Raw genomic sequence first — 17926 nt, 5'->3', positions numbered from 1 at the left:
GGTGATGGGGCGGTGATGGATCGCCAGGGAAGGCCTTGTGGCCAAATCTGCCTCCAGCGCAATAACCACTAGGGTGTATTGCTATGAAAGTAATAGCAATTGGAGCAATCGGTTTTCAGCTGCGTGATACCACGCGAAAGCGTGCGGCGTTCGACGAAAGCCATTGCTGGGCCAGCGCCGCCGCCGTGGGCTGGGCATGCTCCTGGTCGGGGTGGAAGTCGCGGCGCAGGTAGCGCACGAGCGCCGGCAGCGTGCGCCAGGCCACGCCGTCGCGGCCCCAGAAGAACCGCAGCGCGCTCCAGGCCGTGGACGGGCGCCAGAGCGTGCCGTCCCGGTGCAGGTTGATCGCCGTCTGGCGCATCGCATCGACCATGAACACCAGTCCCACGTAAACGTACCAGCGCACCCGCCAGGCATTGCTGCCGCCCACCGCGCGGTACAGGTCGAAGGCCACGGCGCGGTGTTCCGTCTCTTCGGCGGCGTGCCAGCGCCACACGGTCTGCAGCGTGGCGTCGGCACCGTCGAGCCACCGCGCGTGGCGCAGGGTGCCGTCCGCCAGCAGGGCCGTGAAATGCTCGTACGCGCAGGTGACTGCCAGCGCATGCAAAGGATTGGACGTGCGCTCGTGCAGACGGGCGATGCGTTGGCGTGCCCAGTGCTGCCAGCGGTTTTGCAGGCCCTGTCGCTCCAGCTCGGCGTTGTAGAGCCCGTGGATGTGCCGGTGCGTCGCCTCTTGCCCGATGAAGCCGCGCAGCATCGCCTGGATCTCGGCCGCTTGAGCGCCGCCAGGATCGGGCAGCAGCGGCGCCGCGCCGCGCACCGAATCGATGAAGAACTGTTCGCCCACCGGAAAGCTCATCGACAGCGCATTGAAGAACTGCGTGCGAAACGCATCGCCGCCGTGCCAGTGGCGGGCAAAGCCCTGCTGCAGATCCACCTCGAGCTTGCGCACGGGCAATTGGGTGGCGCTGGGGGCCGCCGTGGTGGTGGTTTGGTCAGGGGAGGGGGGCATCGTCATGGGCATGGATCGCGGCTTTCAAAGACGGCAGGTGCCGGCGTGGTGGCCGGAGCGGCGTTTCTGAGAATTATTCAGTTTTGGGCCGCCAGCGCTACTCGCCTAACGCTCAGGTTTTGAAGCGGGCAGGGCGCAGGGCGGCAAAAGCGCTGCTGCCTCTGAAAATGCGCCATCCTCACCCTGAACTCGGTGCAGGCATTGCGGTTTTGGAGGGCAGCTGCTCAGGTTCACGACGAGCCGCTGCCGCCGGGGTGACAGCCATCGCGCGCCGTGCCCGGGCCGGTGCGATACGCTGTGCAGCTCTTCCCTGTTCTTAGCGCCGGGCGGCCTGCACGCCATCGTTGTCCGGCAATCTGGCAACCCTCAAGGCAACCGATGAAGATCGAAATTCCCGAAGCCAAGAAACTCGTGCATTCGATGCGCTTCCCTGTGCGGTGGGGCGACATGGACGCCATGGGCCATGTGAACAACACCGTCTATTTCCGTTATCTGGAGACGGCCCGCATCGACTGGATGGTGTCGGCTGGCTGCAACCCCGATCCACAGGGCCAGGGGCCGGTGATCGTCAATGCGTTCTGCAATTTCTATCACCAGCTCGAATACCCGGCCGAGGTGCTGCTCAAGCTCTATGTGAGCGATCCGGCCCGCACGACCTTCGAGACGTGGGGCACGATGGAGCGGGTGGATCGCCCGGGCGTCATCTGCGCGGCCGGTGGAGCCACGACGATCTGGGTGGACTTTCCCCAGAAAAAAGCCGTGGACCTTCCGCCCTGGATGCGCGCGCTGGTCAGCGAATGACGGGATGGATGCGATTGATGCGATTGACGTGTTTAACGCGATTAACGCGATTCAATCGCCCGGCGCTGCAGAGCAGCGCCGAAGCGCCCTGAGTGCTCGCTCAGGTCACCGGCGCCGGGTTGAACAGCACGAGCGCGTTGTGCAGCTTCCACTGCTCGGCCCAGGTCTTCTTGCGCCCGCTGGCTACATCGAGCATGAGGTGGAACATTTCCCAGCCCACGTCTTCGATGCTGGCCTGGCCGTCCGCGATGCGCCCGGCGTTGATGTCCATTAGGTCGTGCCAGCGCCGTGCCAGGTCGCTGCGCGTGGCCACCTTGATGACCGGCACCTCGGCCAAGCCATAGGGCGTGCCCCGCCCGGTGGTGAACACGTGAAGGTTCATGCCCGCGGCCAGTTGCAGCGTGCCGCAGATGAAGTCGCTGGCCGGCGTAGCGGCGTAGAGCAATCCCTTTTGCGTGGCCTTGTTGCCCGGTGAGACCACGCCCGAGATCGGCGCGCTGCCGGACTTGACGATCGAGCCCATGGCCTTTTCCACGATGTTGGACAGGCCACCCTTCTTGTTGCCCGGCGTGGTGTTGGCGCTGCGGTCCACCCGGCCCTTGTCCAGGTAGGCGTCGTACCAGGCCATCTCGCGGATCATGGCTTCGGCCACTTCGGGCGTGCTGGCGCGCGAGGTGAGCTGGTCGATGCCGTCGCGCACCTCGGTCACTTCCGAGAACATGACGGTGGCGCCCGCGCGCACCAGCAGGTCGGTGCAGAAACCCACGGCCGGGTTGGCGGTGACGCCGCTGAAGGCGTCGCTGCCGCCGCACTGCACGCCCACGACCAGTTCGGAGGCGGGCACGGTCTCGCGGCGGCGGGCGTTCAGGCGCTCCAGGTGGATCTCGGCCTGGCGCATGACGGAATCGATCATGGACATGAAGCCCACGTGCGCATCATCCTGCAGGCACACCACATCGAGCTTGGGCTCGGCGCTCGCACCCACGTCGGCAACGTTGCGCTCGTCCACCAGCGGAATGCTGCCGGGCGGCAGCAGGCGCTCGGGCTGCAGCTTTTCGCAGCCCAGGCTGACCACCATCACCTCGCCGCCGAAGTTGGGGTTGAGGCTGATGTTGCGCAGCGTGCGGATCGGAATGACGGCATCCGGCGCGTCGATGGCCACGCCGCAACCGTAGGTGTGCTCCAGCGCCACCACATCGTCCACGTTGGGAAAGCGCGGCAGCAGCTCGGCCTTGATGCGCGCGACCGCGAATTCGGTAACGCCCGCCACGCACTGCACCGTCTGGGTGATCGCCAGGATGTTGCGGGTGCCCACCGAGCCGTCGGCATTGCGGTAGCCCTCGAAGGTGTAGCCGGTCAGCGGCGGCAACGGCTCGGGGCGCACGGTGGCCATGGGCAGGCCCTCCAGCGACAAGGCCTCTGGCATGTGCAGCAGGCGCTCATGCACCCAGCTTCCGGCGGGGATGGGCTGGATGGCGTAGCCGATGGGCACGTTGTAGCGGCGCACTGCGCCGCCTTGGGGAATGTCTTCGAGCGCGACCTTGTGCGCCTGGGGCACTTTGTCCACCAGCGTGAGGCCGTTGGCGAGCACGGTGCCCGCGGGCAGTCCGCCGTCGTTGGCCACGATGGCGACATTGTCCGCCGCGTGCATCTTGATCGTCAGCGGTGGTCGTGAAGTGGTGGGGGAAGGCGTAGCGGTTTCGGTCATGGGGTCTGTCGGTATCGTGGGTTCGCTTTTTTACCGCAGCGGTGGATTGCCAGTGGTCGGCTGCAGTCGGTGGTTGTATGGCGCAGTGTCAGGCTCGCGCACCGAACTCCGCCGTGGCGCGCGTCCAGCCGCGGGCCTGCTCGCTCAGGCTCAGGCCGAGGCCGGGGCGCGTGGGCACGAGCATGCGCCCATCGCGGATTTCAAGGCGTTCGTTGAACAGCGGCTCCAGCCAGTCGAAGTGTTCCACCCAGGGCTCGGTGGCGTACACGGCGCCCAGGTGCACGTGCAGTTCCATCGCGAAGTGCGGCCCCAGGCTCAGCCCTGCGTGTTCGGCCTGCGCGGCGATCTTGAGAAAGGGCGTGATGCCTCCCACGCGCGGCGCGTCGGGCATGAGGTAGTCGGCGGCGCGGTGGCGGATCAGTTCGCCATGCTCGGCCGCGCTGGTCAGCATTTCGCCGGTGGCGATGGGGGTATCGAACTGCGCGGCGAGCGCTGCATGGCCTTCGAAGTCGTAGGCGTCCAGCGGCTCTTCGATCCAGACGAGGTTGAACGCCTCGAAGACACGGCACATGCGCTGGGCGGTGGGCCGGTCCCACTGCTGGTTGGCATCGACCATGATGGGCATGGCATCGCCCAGGTGCTTTCGCACGGCCTCGACGCGCTGGATGTCCAGGGCGTGGTCGGGCTGGCCCACCTTGAGCTTGATGCCGCCGATGCCCCGTTCGCGCGAGGCGCTGGCGTTTTGCAGCAACTGGTCGAGCGGCGTGTGCAGAAAGCCGCCCGAGGTGTTGTAGCACCGCACGGACTCGCGCTGCGAGCCCAGCAGTTTGGAGAGCGAGAGCCCCGCGCGGCGTGCCTTCAGGTCATACAGCGCCACGTCGAACGCCCCGATGGCCTGCACCGCCATGCCGCTGCGGCCCACCGACGCGCCCGCCCAGCACAGCTTGGTCCACAGCCGGGAAATATCGCTCGGGTCTTCGCCCAGCAAGGCCGGCGCGACCTCCTGCGCATGCGCGAACTGCCCCGGCCCGCCCGCCCGCTTGGAGTAGCTGAATCCCAGGCCCTGGTGGCCGTCCTTCGTTTCGATCTCGGCGAACAGCATGGCGATCTCGGTCATCGGCTTCTGGCGCCCGGTCAGCACCTTGGCGTCGCTGATGGGGTTGGCCAAAGGCAGGTAGCACGAAGAAATGCGGACCCATGTGATGCTGTCGGCGGACGAGGAAGAAGGAGTGGCCATGGTGTGGGCGGATGACGAATCAGGATGAAAAGCGGAGCGAGGGACGAGTGGGTACGGGCAGTGGCTCAGTCGATGGAGATCTTTCCGATCTCGATCACCTTCTTCCAGCGCGCGGACTCCTGCTGCTGGAAGGCGGTGAACTGCTCGGGCGTGTTGGTCACCATTTCAAAGCCGATCGATGTGAACTGCTCGCGCACTTTCGGGTCCTTGAGCGCTTCGACGAACGCGGCGTGGGCCTTTTCCCGCAGGGCGGGCGGCAAGCCCTTGGGCGCGACGATGGCCTGCCAAGATGCGACCTCGACATTGGGCACGCCCGCTTCGGCCAGCGTGGGCACGTCGGGCAGCACTGGCGAGCGCTTGGGGCTGGTGATGGCCAGCGCGCGCATCTTGCCGGCCTTGATGTACTGCGCCACGGCGTTGATGTTCTGGAACGACGCATCGACCTGCCCGCCGATCAGGTCCGTATGGGCCGGTGCGCCGCCTTTGTAGGGAATGTGCACGCCCTTCGTTCCGGTCTGCTGCCAGAAGAGTTCGGCGGTCAGGTGGTCGCTGGAGCCGTTGCCTGCCGAGGCGAAGCTCATCTTGCCGGGGTTGGCTTTTTCATAGGCGATGACGTCGGCCACCGTCTTGTGCGGGGAGCTGGCCGGCACGACGAGCACGTTGGGCGACTGCACGGCCACGGTGATCAGGTCGAAGCCGTTCATGGCGTCGTACTGCAAGCCCTTGAGCAAGTGCGGCACGATGACCAGCGGCCCCAGTGAAGTCACCAGGAAGGTGTAGCCGTCCGGCGCGGCGCGCTGCACATAGGTGGCGCCGATGGTGCCGGTGGCGCCGGGCCGGTTGTCCACCAGAAAGGACTGCTTGAATTTCTCGGTGAGCCGGGGCCCGACCGCCCGCGCGACTTGATCGGTCGAGCCGCCGGGTGGGAAGGGCACCACCAGCGTGACGGGCTTTTCAGGCCAGGCCTGCGCGTGGGCGCCGATGGCGAGCACACCGAGGGAAAGTGCGGCGAGGAAGCGTTTCATGGTTTGTCTCCTGGATGGATGTGAACGTTGTCATTCTTGTTTTAGAGGCTGCGTCTCGAAAAATCGATTCACGAAAGGCATCTTTGATGAACTTCACCTCTGCTGGTTTTGATGAATGATATCGTTGTCATTTTGGATGATCAAGCCTTTCCTCTCGGGGTTTTCCGCCATGTGTGGGATGAACTGCTTGTACCGCGCCGCGCCGCTGCCTTGGTGCCCGGATGCGGTATGGTCCCCGTCTTCTTTTGCCGATCGATTGCCTCGCCATTGCCATGAATGCCCCCTCCCATTTCAAGGCGGTCACGCTCCACGACGTGGCCAAGGCCGCTGGCGTGTCGCTGATCACCGCATCGCGTGCGCTGAGCAATCCGGGTGTGGTGTCCGAGAAGACAAAGGCGCGCGTGCAGGAGGCCGTGGAGGCCACCGGCTACATCCCCAACCTGCTGGCCGGGGGGCTGAAATCACGCCGCAGCCTGATGGTGGCAGCGGTGGTGCCGGCGCTGTCGGTGTCTCAGTTCCTGCCCACGGTACAGACCCTCACGACCGCGCTGGCTGCCGAGGGCTACCAGCTCATCCTGGGCCAGACCGCGTACGACGCCGAGCGCGAGGAAGCCGTGCTGAACACCATGATCGGCCGCCAGCCCGATGGCCTGGTGATGACCGGGCTGGTGCAGTCGCAGCGGGCGCGCGACCGGCTGCGCCGATCCGGCATTCCGGTGGTCGAGACCTGGGACCTGAGCGACCGCCCGGTGGACATGGTGGTGGGCTTTTCGCACCTGAAGGTGGGGGGCGCGGTCGCGGGGTATTTCCTGTCGAAGGGCTGGCAACGGGTCGGCATCGCAACCGGCGGCGATCACCGCGCCATGCTGCGCCGCGAAGGCTTCATCGCAACGCTGGGCCGCGAGGTGCCCACGGCCGTGGTGCCTGCGCCCAGCAGCCTGGCGTTGGGCAGGCGGGCGCTGTCGGAGCTACTCGACACCGAGCCGGGCCTGCAGGCCGTGTGCTGCAGTTCGGACACCCTGGCGCATGGCGTCCTGGTGGAGGCGCAGGCCCGCGGGCTGCGGGTGCCGCAGGATCTGGCCGTGTGCGGCTTCGGCAACGCCGATTTTGGTGAGCACATGGTGCCGTCCATCACCACCGTGCATGTCGACGGCCCTGAAATCGGCCGGCTTGCCGCGCAGTTGATCGTCGATCGCTGTCGCGGCAAGGCGGGCACCGAGTCGATTTTCGATCTGGGCTTTCGGCTGATCGAGCGGCAATCGACCGCATCGGTAGCACCGACAGCCTGAGCGGGCAGCACGGCTGAAGACCGTGCGTTCCGCGCCCTTGCTCCCGCTGCACTTTCTGAGCACCATTCAGTTTTCAGGCACGCGCTGCATCGCTCGATCGCAGATCGCAGGATGCCCGGTCGCCTGTTTGCCGAAAGCCACCCCCGTGAAGAAATCCTCCCCCTCCGACACACCCGCGAACATGCGCCGCCAACCCACGCAGGCGCGTGCACGGCAGACCATCGAAGCGATTTTTGGTGCCACGGCCCAGATCGTCGAGAAGGAAGGGGAGGAGTGCGTGACCACCAACAAGGTCGCCCAGGTGGCGGGCTTTTCGATCGGTACGCTCTACCAGTACTTTCCGTCGAAGGAAGCCATCTTGCTGGCCATGGTGGAGCGCGAGCGCAACCGCGTTCAGCAGCAGTTGCGCGAACTGCTCGATGACGCCGTGGCCGAGCAACGCGATGTGCGCGGCGTGCTGCGCGACATGGTCCGCCTGCTGGTGACCGCGTTCGGCACCGGCGGCCACTCCCGGCTGCGGCGCGGCATGGTGCGGCTGGGCTGGCGCATCGACCATCACGACCGCGTGACGGCCGCGTTGCGCGAAGGGGCCGAGCGCAATGCATTGGCACTGGCACGCCTCATCGAAGTCGGTGACACCTCGGTGCGGCCGCCCAGCCCGGCCATGATGTTCGTGGCGACGCGGGCCATCATGGGCACGATCCGCAGCGCCGCGCTGGAAGACTCCCCTTTGCTGGGCCAGCCCGCGTTCGAGGACGAACTGGTGCGCATGCTGTGGGGGCTGTTGCGCGCGGATGCTCCGGATCAAACGGGGGAGAGTTCGATGGACACCTCGGCCCGGCCCCCTTCGGCGGGATGAGAGCCTGCATCGAATCCGATCTGAAGGCACACGGGCCGGCCTGCCTGAAGCTGATGGGCATACCCCGCCAGCGACACCAGGAATCGCTGGCTGCGCTGTGGCTGCGCGGCCGTGAAGGCTTGCAGCGGGTGGACTGCAAAACGGGTGATCTCCCGGGGAGTCTGCGGGCTACCGGCGAGCAGCGATGCAATCAGGCGCCCCGTGCGCGGTTGGGGCGGTTCGAATGCGTTGAGCACGATCACGGCGCGCTGGCGGTCTTCCTGCAACGCCCGCAGATCGGTCGCTGAAGGAGTCACGCACACCTGGGCAGGCACCGCGCCGGTGGCCACGGCTTTGGCGGCGGCAGCGGGTGGAGGCTGACCCATGGCGTGCGCAGCCGAGGCTGGCGCCCCGGTGAGCGCCATGGCCAGCATGATGGTCATGGGGGAAGGGCTGGCCATGTTTCGCTACCGGGATGCCGCGTCAGATGAGCGCGATCTCGATCGAGCCGGGCACGACCGTGCCGACTTGCGAAGGCGGGGTGCCCGCGACCGGCAGCGCGACCAATTGCACCGTCACCGTGTCGTTCTGCAGCCCCTGCGTCTGCGCCAGGCGCCGCAGCGTCTCGGTCAGGTTGACGAGGGTCGAGGGCAGGTTGCTCCCGTGATCTCCGTCGCCGTGGCCGTGCCCATGCCTGAGGAAGCTGAGCGTCGTCACGAAGTGCGGGTCGGTGACCGGCACCTCCGGCCCGACCGTACCGCGATTGACGAAGACCCGGATCGCACGCACGTTGTCCGCGATGCGGATGTCCGAAATCACGGCCACGACTTCGCGGGGTGCGCCGGTAGGGGGCGCCAAGGGCGAGGCCTGCAGTGGCGCCAGGGCATTGGCACCCAGCTGGAACGGCACGCCCACCGAAGTGGCGGCCACTGCGGCCGCCATGTCGGTTTTCTTCACGCGCAGGAGGTTGCCGCCAGCGGCAGGATTGAACAGCGCAGACAGGTTGGCCCGGCGCTGCGGATCGGCGGGCTGGTTGTCGGGTTCGGGAAGCGTGTCGTAGGTGTAGCCCAGCGCGGCGGTGCTCAGCAGGTCGCTCACCTTCTTGGTATAGAACGTGCCGTTGGGCGCGATGTAGTTGTCGCGAAACGGCATGTTCAGCCACAGCGGATCGGTCGAATTCTGGCGGCCGAGCGCGTTCCATGAGGCCCAGATGCGGTCGATGTTGCTGTGGTGCATCATGAAAATCGGGTCACGCGGCGAGTTCGACTCCGGCATGAATCCGCCGATGTTGTTATGCACGTTGTTGTGCGGCGTGCGCTCCAGAATGCCCTGGCTGCCGCCACCCATGGGCACCCATTTGGGATCGAGGTTGTTCTGCACGATCGGCTTGTTCGGGTTGCTTCGATCGACTGAACGGCTGGTGCCGAAGGCCTCGTAGTTCGTTTCCTGGTAAATGCTGCTGATCACCTTCGGACCGACCAGCTCGTCGGTCAGGGCATTGGCGCCGGTGAGGGGGTTGCGCACCATGGACGGGTCGTCGCCTTTGCCCGGGACGTACAGCGGATTGGGCTCGCCCTGGTAGGTCTTGTCGGTGAAGGCGGCCGGCAGTTCACGCAGCGCGGTCCAGTCCCAGTACGGCATGGCGAACTCGGGGTGGCGGGTCAGGGCAGCGGCCGTTTTTTCATACATCTCGACGAAACCGCGGTGCCAGGGCAGGAAGTACCAGTCGCCGTGCGGGCAATATTTGAAGTTGTGCGCGTCCCCGTGCTGGTTGGCGAAACCCCGCCAGCTGACCCGCGCGGTTTGCGGCTGGGCCCGCATGATGCCCACGAAGTCCCGGTACGCGGACAGGTCCGGATCGTCCAGCGCCATGGTGTTGACGCAGCGGCGGATGCGAAGTTTTGCCGCGGCCACGGTCTTCACCAGCCCGGGCACCATGCCCGAGAAGGTGCTGACGGCGCCGACGGCGACCACTGTTTTCAGTGCGTTTCTTTTGCTGATCATGTCGATTACTCCCTCGTTTGTTTATCAGTGAAATCCAATGCAATGCGCCGCTCGTTCAGTGGTGGCCCTTGCTCGCACCACCGGCCCCGTCGGGCACCGCCACCCGGACGATCTGCATCATTCCCTGGTCTTCATGGTCCAGGATGTGGCAGTGCAGCACGTAGTCGCCGATGTAGCGTTGGTAGCGCGTGCGCACGATGAGCGTGTATTTGCCGTCGGGCTTTTCCTTGGTCGCGATGTTCTTGACCCAGAGCGTGTCTTTCCAGACGCCTTTGAGTCCCCGGTACTGCGGGTCGATCGCGCCGCCGGCATCGTCTTGCGCGTCAGGCCCGGAGACATCCTTGCCGTCCGGATCGAGGATCTTGACGATCTGGAACGGATTCACGTGGATGTGGAACGGGTGGCTCACGAAGTCCGATTGCAGCGTCCATTCGTCCACGCCGCCCAGCGTCAGCACGCGGTCGATGCGGTTCGGATCGAACGGTTTACCGTCCACCTGGAACTGGATCGGCTTGGTGGTCAGGTCGATGTTGAAAGCCAGCGTCTGCTTACCGGTGACCTCGCTGTCCTGCACGGTGGGATGGGGCACGAAGCTGGAGAGCCGCATGCCGTTCTTCAAATCGGCGATGACTTTGCCCTGCACGTCGCTGGGCAGGTTGGCCGCAGCCGCCGCCACCAGTTCCGCAGTCACATAGCCAGACACGTTCTTCGCCACAGGATTGCCCGGTGCCACCTTGCTGACGACGCCGAGCAGCTGGCGCGAAGGCGGTGCCTGGTTCACGCTGGCCGAGGGGGGCGAGGCGCCGTCGATCACGCAGTAGTCGCCTGCTTCCGGGAACACCATCAGCGTGTCCCAGCGGTAAGCGGGCTGGTAGATGGTCTGGGTGCTGCTGATGACGGCGGCCGTGGTCAGGCCGTCGGCCGCGATCAAGTGCTGGGGCAGCGGGGCGCCGGTGCAGTTCTGTTCGATGTAGGCGTCGTGCTCGCTGGCCTTCAAGGCCTGGGCGCTGCGCGCACCGGGCCGCAGCTTGCGGAACTCCAGGTTGATGGTGTCGCGCACGCCGCCGTGGATGGTGCGCCAGCGCTCGATCTGCCCGGCCTTGGCGCCTTCGAAGTTGGGCAGCACCTGGCCGTTGATGCTGGTGTAGCGGCCCGAGGCCGGCCAGGTGCCGGGGCCGAACTGGTCCTTGTCTTCCGCGTCCACGGCCTTGTAGTGCTCGATGGTGCCGACGTCGCCTTCGTTGCAGCGGTAGGTGCCGTCGGGGTTGAACTGGATGCGATTGTTCTGGTCGCGGCAGGCGTATTGAATCTGCTGCAGCACCACCACCCGTTCCTTGAACGATTGGCGGGCCGTGGGGCGCAGCAGCGTGTCCACATCGCCGGTCTGCGTGGGCGTGGGCGGCCTGTCACCGCGGATGACCAGGGCGCCCGCCATGCCGCTGGCCACTTGCAGCGCGGTGGAGCCGTGGCGGTGCGTGTGGTACCAGAACGTGCCTGCGGGGTGGTCCGAGGGAATGTTGTATTCGTACTCGAAGCTCACCGTCGGGTTGATCGAGATCAGCACGTTATCGCCGTTGCCCGCCGGGTTCACCCACAGGCCGTGGGTGTGAAGGTTGGTGCCGTTGAAGCAATGCGGCGTGTTGACCCCGCCGCTGAAGGTGGTGCAGCTCGGGTCGGGCGGCAGCTGGTTGTTCAGGCGGATGCGGATGGTGTCGCCGGGGCGGATCTCCAGCATGGGCGAGACGAAGGGCGCCTTCGGATCGACGCGGGTGCCCTGGTAGCTGCGCAGGTGCACCTTGTCGAAGCGCTGCTCCGCGGGGTTCCACAGCTTGCCGTCGGTGTAGACGACGTTCAGGTCGAGCGATGCTTCGTGGGATACGGGGGCCCGCGTGGCCTGGCTGGTAGAAAGCCGCAGGGTGCGGGGCGCCTTGCGCTGCAGCTCCAGCAGGGGCGGGTTGGCCACCCCCCGTGCGGTGTCTGTCTGGGCCTGTGCGGGCAGTGCCGCGAAGCACGCCAGTGCGGCGGCCAGAATGGTGGTGGCGGGCGCGGGTGCGCACGCGTTCCGAAACGCGAGTTCCATGGTTTTCCTCCCCCTCTTACGGGTATTTAAAAGCCGAAATGGCTGCTGATCGCAGCTCTTGCCTGAATGGCTTCGGCCCAGTATGGAGGACGCCGTGGGGGCGGGTCAACGCCTTTTCGGCGGCAGGCTATTTTTGGCGCGGGACTCGGCCCATCAGGTAGAACTCGGGATTGGGCTGCATTCCGGCAAAGCTCGCCATGCGATTCGACAGCCCGAAGAACGCGGTGATGGCCGCGATGTCCCAGATGTCCTCATCGTCGAACCCATGCGCGTGCAGCGCGGTGAAGTCGGCGTCTTCGATCTCGTGCGAGCGGCTGCACACCTTCATCGCGAAGTCGAGCATGGCGCGCTGGCGCGGGCTGATGTCGGCCTTGCGGTGGTTCACCGCCACCTGGTCGGCCACCAGGGGTTTCTTTTCGTAGATGCGCAGAATGGCCCCGTGCGCGACCACGCAATAAAGGCACTGGTTCACGGCGCTGGTCGCGGTGACGACCATCTCGCGCTCGCCCTTGGTCAGGCTGCCTTCTTCCTTGAGCATGAGGGCGTCGTGGTAGGCGAAGAATGCGCGCCACTCGGCCGGGCGGCGCGCGAACGCCAGGAACACGTTGGGCACGAAGCCGGCTTTTTCCTGCACTTCGAGAATGCGCGCGCGGATGTCTTCGGGCAAGGTAGCAAGGTCGGGAAAGGGGTAGCGGGTCAAGGTTTGTCTCCTTCATTGTGATGGCTGGCAGCCCTAAAAGCTATCACGGATGCCACTGGCTCGGGCGGGCCTGAACCGGCGAAGCGGCGGCCGCCGTGCTGCCGGCCAGCGCATAGGAAAGCCGGTTGGCCGCAGCCACCACGGTCTGCGCCAGGGCTTCGAGCCGGGGCGCGGCCAGGCGCGATGCGGGCCCGGAAATGCACACCGAGCCCATCAGCCGCCAATGCATGCCGAACACCGGCGCTGACACGGTGGACACGCCCTGTTCGCGCTCGCTGATGGACCAGTGGTAGCCCTGCTTGCGGATCTGCTCGTACACCTCGCCGGGCTCGCCGGAAAACGCCAGGATCACGCGGCCGGGCGAGCCCTTGTCCAGCGGCAGGCCCTCGCCCATGCGGGCGTGGTGGCGCAGCGCCTGCGGGCCCTCGACGCGAACGAGGCAGGTGCGCACGTTGCCTTCGCGCACGTAGAACGCGGCGCTTTCGCCGCTGGCCTGCGTGAGTTCGCGCAACGCGGGCTCCAGCACGTTCTGGACGTCGAAGCCCGCCTGATACCGCGCTCCGAGCCAGCCCGCAGCGGGCCCCAGCCGCCAATCGCCGTCTTCGCGCTGCACCATGAACCCGGACTGCGCCAGCGTGCGCGCCAGCCGCAGCACGGTGGTCTTGTGCAGCGCGCAACGGCGGCTCAACTCCGCCAGCGACAGGCGGGATTCGCCGAGTGCGAAGGCTTCCAGCAACTGAAGAGCCCGTGTCACGGCGATGACGCCATGGGCGCTGCTGGCTTCGCCTGGGCCGCGTCCCTCGGCAGCGGGAGCGTCTGCGCTGTGTGATGTGGTGTCGCCCGTGGAGGGTGGTTTGGATGGCTTGCGCTGGCTGGCCGAGGCCGGTGGAGAAGCGGTTTTGGCGGAGTTGCTCATGGTGCCATTCGTTGCGCTGTGCGAAACGGCATTGTATGGGTTGAAACGTTTTCTTAAAGTCGGTGCCACACCCGGGCCAAGCCCGAGGTGATCGATTCACATAACGGAGACAACCAGCTATGCCCTTTTCCACGCTTTCGCGTTCTCTGAACGCACGCCTGCTCGCCACTGTGGTGGGCATCGCCGCCACCGCGCTGCCTGCCGCTCCGGCGCTGGCCCAGGCCTACCCCAACAAGCCCATCCGCCTGGTCGTGCCGTTTCCGCCGGGCGGGGGTACGGACATGATCGCCCGCACGGTGGCGCAAAAGCTCGCGGACCAGAACCGCTGGAACGTCGTGGTCGACAACCGGCCCGGCGCCGGCGGCAACCTGGGCGTGGATGCCGTGGCCAAATCCGCGCCGGACGGCTACACGCTCGTCATGGGGCAGACCAGCAACCTGGCCATCAACCCGTCTCTGTACGCCAAGCTGCCCTACGACCCGCTGAAGGACCTGGCCCCGGTGGCACTGGTGTCTTCGGCGCCCATCGTGATGGCCGCGCCGGTCAACTCGCCCTACAAGACGTTTGCGGATGTGGTGGCGGCCGCCAAGGCCAAGCCCGACGGCATCACGCTCGGCTACTCGGGCAACGGCACGGTGGCGCATCTGGCGGGCGAACTGGCCGAAAACGCCGCCGGCATCAAGCTGCGCCACGTGCCGTACAAGGGCGCCTCGCAGGCCATGACCGACCTGGTGGGCGGACAGATCGACCTGTACATGTCGGCCGTGCCCACGCTGCTGGGGCAGGTGCGCAACGGCAAGCTGCGCGCGGTCACGATCACGTCGCTCAAGCGCTCCGAACAACTGCCGCAGACCCCGACGCTGGCCGAGTCCGGATACAAGGATTTCGAGGCCGCCTCCTGGTACGGCGTGCTGGCGCCAGCGGGCACGCCTGCGGCCATCGTCCAGCAACTGAACAAGGCCATCAACCAGGCGCTCACCCAGCCCGACGTCGCCGAAAAGCTGCGGTCCGAAGGCGGCGACGTGCTGGGCGGCACGCCGGAGAAGTTCAGCACGTTGCTGAAGGCCGAAGTGCCCCGCTGGGCCAAGATCGTCAAGGACTCGGGCGCCAGCCTGGACTGAAGCGGCCCCAGCTCCAACCGAACACGAGCCGTACGCGAGTCGCCGCGAGCGGCTCCCTTCCCACCGTCACCGAACCCTCGCCATGTGCCGAGACCGCTTTGCCGCGCCTGCCCGTTTTCGGCCAGAGCTGGGGTGCAGCGAATGGCGACAACTGATCAGTGCTTTTTTCTTCCTGACCCATCCTCTTTTGGAACCACCATGAGCCAACTCCCAGAAGTCATCCGTGACATCGAGCGCGTCAGCGCCGAGGTCGTCGCCAAGGCCGCGACTTTCCAGGCGGCCATCCTGGCCGACGTGGCCGGCCGCCGCGGCACCATGCATGCTCGCGTGGCCCCCGTCCATCAGGACATGAAAGTTGCCGGCCCCGCCTTCACCGTCGAAGTGCGGCCGGGCGACAACCTCATGGTCCACGCGGCCATCGCGCTCGCGAAACCGGGCGATGTGCTGGTGATCGACGGCAAAGGCGACCAGACCGCCGCGCTGATGGGAACGCTGATGCTCAGCGCCTGCAAGAAGATCGGCCTGGCCGGCGTGATCGTGGACGGTGCGATCCGCGACAAGCTGGAACTGCTGGACCTGGGCTTTCCCGTGTTCAGCGCCGGCTTCAATCCCGCCGGCCCCACCAAGTACGTTCCCGGCCGCATCAACCATCCCATCTCGGCGGGCGGCACGGTGGTGAACCCGGGCGACCTGGTGGTGGGCGATGCAGATGGCGTGGTGGTCATCGAGCGGGCCAAGGCGCCGGCCATGATGGCGCTGGCCGACAAGAAGGTGGCCGACGAGGCCGCGCGCATCGAGGCCATCGCCCGTGGCGACACGGCGTCCAAATGGCTGCCCGCCGCCCTGCGCGCCGCCGGCGTGCTGCAGGAAGGGGAATCGCTGTGAGCGCCACCATCCTTGTGACGGGCGCCGACCTGGCGCAGCAAGCCCTCGATCTGCTTCAGGATTTCGAGATCGTCTATGCCGGCAAGGCGCCCACCGAAGACGACCTGGTGGCGCTGTGCAGGCAGCATGATCCCGCCGCCATCATCGTGCGCTACGGCAAGGTCGGCCCGGCGGTGATGGACGCGGCGCCCTCGCTCAAGGTGATTTCCAAGCACGGCAGCGGCACGGACACCATCGACAAAGTGGCCGCCAAAGCGCGCGGCGTGGCGGTGGTGGCCGCTGCAGGCGCCAACGCCGCAGCGGTGGCCGAGCAGGCGCTGGCGCTGTTGCTGGCCTGCGCCAAGTCGGTGGTGCGGCTCGATGCGCGCATGCATGCCGGCCACTGGGACAAGGCCACGCACAAGAGCCTGGAGCTTTCCGGGCGCACCGTGGGCGTGGTGGGCCTGGGCGCCATCGGGCTGCGCTTCGCGAAGATGGCCGACGCGCTGGGAATGCGTGTGATCGGGTTCGATCCGTTCGCCACCAACCTGCCCGAGCATGTGCAGAGCGTGCCGCTGGAGACGATCTGGCGCGAGGCCGATGCGATTTCGCTGCACTGCCCCCTCACCGACGACAACCGGGGCATGCTGAACGCCGCCACGCTGGCCATGTGCCGGCGCGGCGTGATCGTGGTGAACACCGCACGGGGAGGGCTCATCGACGAAGCCGCGCTGCTGGACGCGGTGCGCTCCGGCCAGGTGATGGCCGCGGGGCTGGACAGCTTCGCCGTGGAGCCGATGACGGCGGGCCACCTGTTCCAGGGCGAGCCGAACTTCATCCTGAGCCCGCACATCGGCGGCGTGACCAGCGATGCCTACGTGAACATGGGATTGGGCGCTGCGAGAAACCTGCTGGAAGTGCTGGCCCGCGTGCCGGCGATTGCTGCCGTGTGACCGGCGACTGAACGACTGAGAACAGGGCAGGGCCAGCACCGATCCAGCGTTCGGAACGGGGGACATTCATGGCCGGGTGGTCCAAGCCAAAATGGCCACCAGCGCAATAAATACGACGGCAGGTAGCTATTAAATTTATAGCAAAGGCTGCGAATGCGCAGCCCGGTTCCAATCGCGTGTGCGGCTTACTGCACCCGGGCCGAACGCCCCGCGCCGCGGTAGCGCGACAGCCAGTGCGCATAGGGTGCGGGCAGCTTCCAATCGGGCTGGTCCACGCCCAGCACCTGCGCCAGGTGGTAGGCGTAGTGCGGGTTGGCCAGGTGGGCGCGGCCGATCATCACCAGGGCCATTTCATCGTCGGCGACCACGCGCTCGGCGATGCGCGGATCGTCGATGCCCCATGACGACGCGACGGGCAGGCCGGCTTCGCGGCTCACGCGTTGGGCGATCGGCGCCAGGAATGCGGGCGTGGCCCACGGAATGGCGGTGCCTGGAATGACAAAGTTCACGCTGACGTTGAGCAGGTCGAGCCCGCGCTCGCGCATCTGGCGCACCAGTTCGATGGATTCGGCCAGCGTTTCCTCGTCGCGGCCGTCGTATTCGATGACACCGAAGCGCGCCGTGAGCGGCAGGTGGTCCGGCCAAACCTTGCGCACGGCCTCCACGGTTTCCAGCAGGAAACGGGCGTGGTGGTCGAAACTGCCGCCATACGCATCGGTGCGCTGGTTGCTGTGCGGCGAAAAGAAGCTCTGCGCCAGGTAGCCATGGGCGAAGTGCAGTTCCAGCCATTCGAAGCCCGCCTCGCGGGCCCGGCGGGCCGCTGCGACGAAGTCGGCCTGAACGCGGGCGATGTCCTCCGGCGTCATGGCCTGCGGCACGCGCGGCAGGCCTTCGCCGTAGGCAATGGCCGAGGGCGCGATGGGTTGCCAGCTGCCCGGTGCGCCTTCAGGAATGTGGTCGTCGCCTTCCCAGGGCTTGTTGGCGCTCGCCTTGCGGCCCGCGTGGCCGATCTGGATGCCAGGCACTGCACCGGCCGCCTTGATGCCTGCCACGATGCGGGCCATGCCTTCGACCTGCTGGTCATTCCAGAGACCGGTGCAACCGGGGGTGATGCGGCCTTCGGGCGACACGCCCGTGGCTTCGACGATGACCAGGCCAGCGCCTCCGCGGGCGATCGACGGGTAGTGCACCTGGTGCCAATCGTTGGTCAGGCCGTCGATGGCGCTGTACTGGCACATCGGCGGAATGGCGATGCGGTTGCGCAAGGTGACGCCCTTGAGCGAGAAGGGGGTGAAAAGTGCAGACATGGTGTTCTTTTTGAAAGACGAAAGAAAAGCGGATGCAGCGACGGCTGGCAGCCCTATACCGAAAGTGAAAA

At 66.5% G+C, this 17926-nt stretch carries 17 protein-coding genes; 7 read left to right on the top strand and 10 right to left on the bottom strand.

Translation table 11 applies throughout. The features are described 5' to 3' along the window. Positions 1-115 precede the first annotated feature (115 nt). Positions 116-1012 (bottom strand): metal-dependent hydrolase, encoded by an 897-nt coding sequence (locus tag BLT03_RS11955; RefSeq protein WP_092744016.1) that lies wholly within the window; start codon positions 1010-1012, stop codon positions 116-118. A gap of 378 nt (positions 1013-1390) precedes the next feature. On the opposite strand from BLT03_RS11955, the gene BLT03_RS11950 reads away from it, so the two are divergent. Then, the gene (locus BLT03_RS11950) at positions 1391-1813 is read left to right on the top strand and encodes an acyl-CoA thioesterase (protein WP_092743886.1); all 423 of its coding nucleotides are present in this window, start codon (positions 1391-1393) and stop codon (positions 1811-1813) included. Between the two features lie 100 nt (positions 1814-1913). Here BLT03_RS11950 and garD read toward each other — a convergent pair whose 3' ends face one another. The 3 genes from garD to BLT03_RS11935 all read right to left on the bottom strand — a co-directional run bounded on the left by garD (position 1914) and on the right by BLT03_RS11935 (position 5783). Then, positions 1914-3521: a galactarate dehydratase gene (gene garD / locus BLT03_RS11945; protein WP_092743884.1), complete on the bottom strand. Its 1608-nt coding sequence runs from the start codon at positions 3519-3521 to the stop codon at positions 1914-1916. Between the two features lie 88 nt (positions 3522-3609). Continuing rightward, positions 3610-4758 (bottom strand): L-talarate/galactarate dehydratase, encoded by a 1149-nt coding sequence (locus BLT03_RS11940; protein WP_092743882.1) that lies wholly within the window; start codon positions 4756-4758, stop codon positions 3610-3612. Positions 4759-4823: 65 nt separating this feature from the next. Beyond that, a complete protein-coding gene (locus BLT03_RS11935; RefSeq protein ID WP_092743880.1) occupies positions 4824-5783 on the bottom strand; it encodes a Bug family tripartite tricarboxylate transporter substrate binding protein in 960 nt (319 codons plus the stop codon). 111 nt (positions 5784-5894) lie between these two features. Between BLT03_RS11935 and BLT03_RS24465 the strand changes: the two genes are divergently transcribed. The 3 genes from BLT03_RS24465 to BLT03_RS11925 all read left to right on the top strand — a co-directional run bounded on the left by BLT03_RS24465 (position 5895) and on the right by BLT03_RS11925 (position 7931). Next, the gene (locus BLT03_RS24465) at positions 5895-6059 is read left to right on the top strand and encodes a hypothetical protein (RefSeq protein WP_175537739.1); all 165 of its coding nucleotides are present in this window, start codon (positions 5895-5897) and stop codon (positions 6057-6059) included. Continuing rightward, the gene (locus BLT03_RS11930) at positions 6056-7072 is read left to right on the top strand and encodes a LacI family DNA-binding transcriptional regulator (RefSeq protein WP_092743878.1); all 1017 of its coding nucleotides are present in this window, start codon (positions 6056-6058) and stop codon (positions 7070-7072) included. Before BLT03_RS24465 ends, BLT03_RS11930 begins: the two co-directional genes overlap by 4 nt. A gap of 145 nt (positions 7073-7217) precedes the next feature. Next, a complete protein-coding gene (locus BLT03_RS11925; RefSeq protein WP_245711345.1) occupies positions 7218-7931 on the top strand; it encodes a TetR/AcrR family transcriptional regulator in 714 nt (237 codons plus the stop codon). Here the strand turns inward: BLT03_RS11925 and BLT03_RS11920 are convergent. The 5 genes from BLT03_RS11920 to BLT03_RS11900 form a co-directional block, all read right to left on the bottom strand. Next, complete coding sequence (locus tag BLT03_RS11920) at positions 7877-8371, bottom strand: hypothetical protein (protein ID WP_139160381.1); 495 nt, start codon at positions 8369-8371, stop codon at positions 7877-7879. The two genes, BLT03_RS11925 and BLT03_RS11920, sit on opposite strands and share 55 nt — an antisense overlap. 22 nt (positions 8372-8393) lie before the next feature. Then, on the bottom strand, positions 8394-9914 hold the full coding sequence (locus BLT03_RS11915) for a tyrosinase family protein (protein ID WP_092743872.1): 1521 nt from the start codon (positions 9912-9914) through the stop codon (positions 8394-8396). A gap of 55 nt (positions 9915-9969) precedes the next feature. Beyond that, positions 9970-11994, bottom strand: coding sequence for a multicopper oxidase family protein (locus BLT03_RS11910; protein WP_092743870.1), 2025 nt, complete (start codon positions 11992-11994; stop codon positions 9970-9972). A gap of 127 nt (positions 11995-12121) precedes the next feature. Then, complete coding sequence (locus tag BLT03_RS11905) at positions 12122-12694, bottom strand: peroxidase-related enzyme (protein WP_092743868.1); 573 nt, start codon at positions 12692-12694, stop codon at positions 12122-12124. A 43-nt stretch (positions 12695-12737) separates the two neighbouring features. Continuing rightward, positions 12738-13610, bottom strand: coding sequence for an IclR family transcriptional regulator (locus tag BLT03_RS11900; RefSeq protein WP_245711344.1), 873 nt, complete (start codon positions 13608-13610; stop codon positions 12738-12740). Positions 13611-13729: 119 nt separating this feature from the next. On the opposite strand from BLT03_RS11900, the gene BLT03_RS11895 reads away from it, so the two are divergent. The 3 genes from BLT03_RS11895 (at position 13730) to BLT03_RS11885 (ending at position 16548) form a co-directional block, all read left to right on the top strand. Beyond that, positions 13730-14731 carry a tripartite tricarboxylate transporter substrate binding protein gene (locus BLT03_RS11895; RefSeq protein ID WP_092743866.1) on the top strand — a complete coding sequence of 334 codons (1002 nt, stop codon included), beginning with the start codon at positions 13730-13732 and terminating at the stop codon, positions 14729-14731. Positions 14732-14929: 198 nt separating this feature from the next. After that, positions 14930-15616 carry an RraA family protein gene (locus BLT03_RS11890; protein WP_092743864.1) on the top strand — a complete coding sequence of 229 codons (687 nt, stop codon included), beginning with the start codon at positions 14930-14932 and terminating at the stop codon, positions 15614-15616. Next, entirely contained in the window at positions 15559-16548 is a 990-nt protein-coding gene (locus BLT03_RS11885; RefSeq protein ID WP_092743862.1) for an NAD(P)-dependent oxidoreductase, read from the top strand. Before BLT03_RS11890 ends, BLT03_RS11885 begins: the two co-directional genes overlap by 58 nt. A gap of 185 nt (positions 16549-16733) precedes the next feature. Here BLT03_RS11885 and BLT03_RS11880 read toward each other — a convergent pair whose 3' ends face one another. Further along, the gene (locus BLT03_RS11880; RefSeq protein ID WP_092743860.1) at positions 16734-17855 is read right to left on the bottom strand and encodes an NADH:flavin oxidoreductase/NADH oxidase; all 1122 of its coding nucleotides are present in this window, start codon (positions 17853-17855) and stop codon (positions 16734-16736) included. Between the last annotated feature and the right edge of the window lie 71 nt (positions 17856-17926).

This window comes from Paracidovorax valerianellae (genome assembly GCF_900102625.1).
Taxonomy (GTDB): domain Bacteria; phylum Pseudomonadota; class Gammaproteobacteria; order Burkholderiales; family Burkholderiaceae_C; genus Paracidovorax; species Paracidovorax valerianellae.
This window is presented reverse-complemented; position numbering and strand designations above follow the sequence as displayed.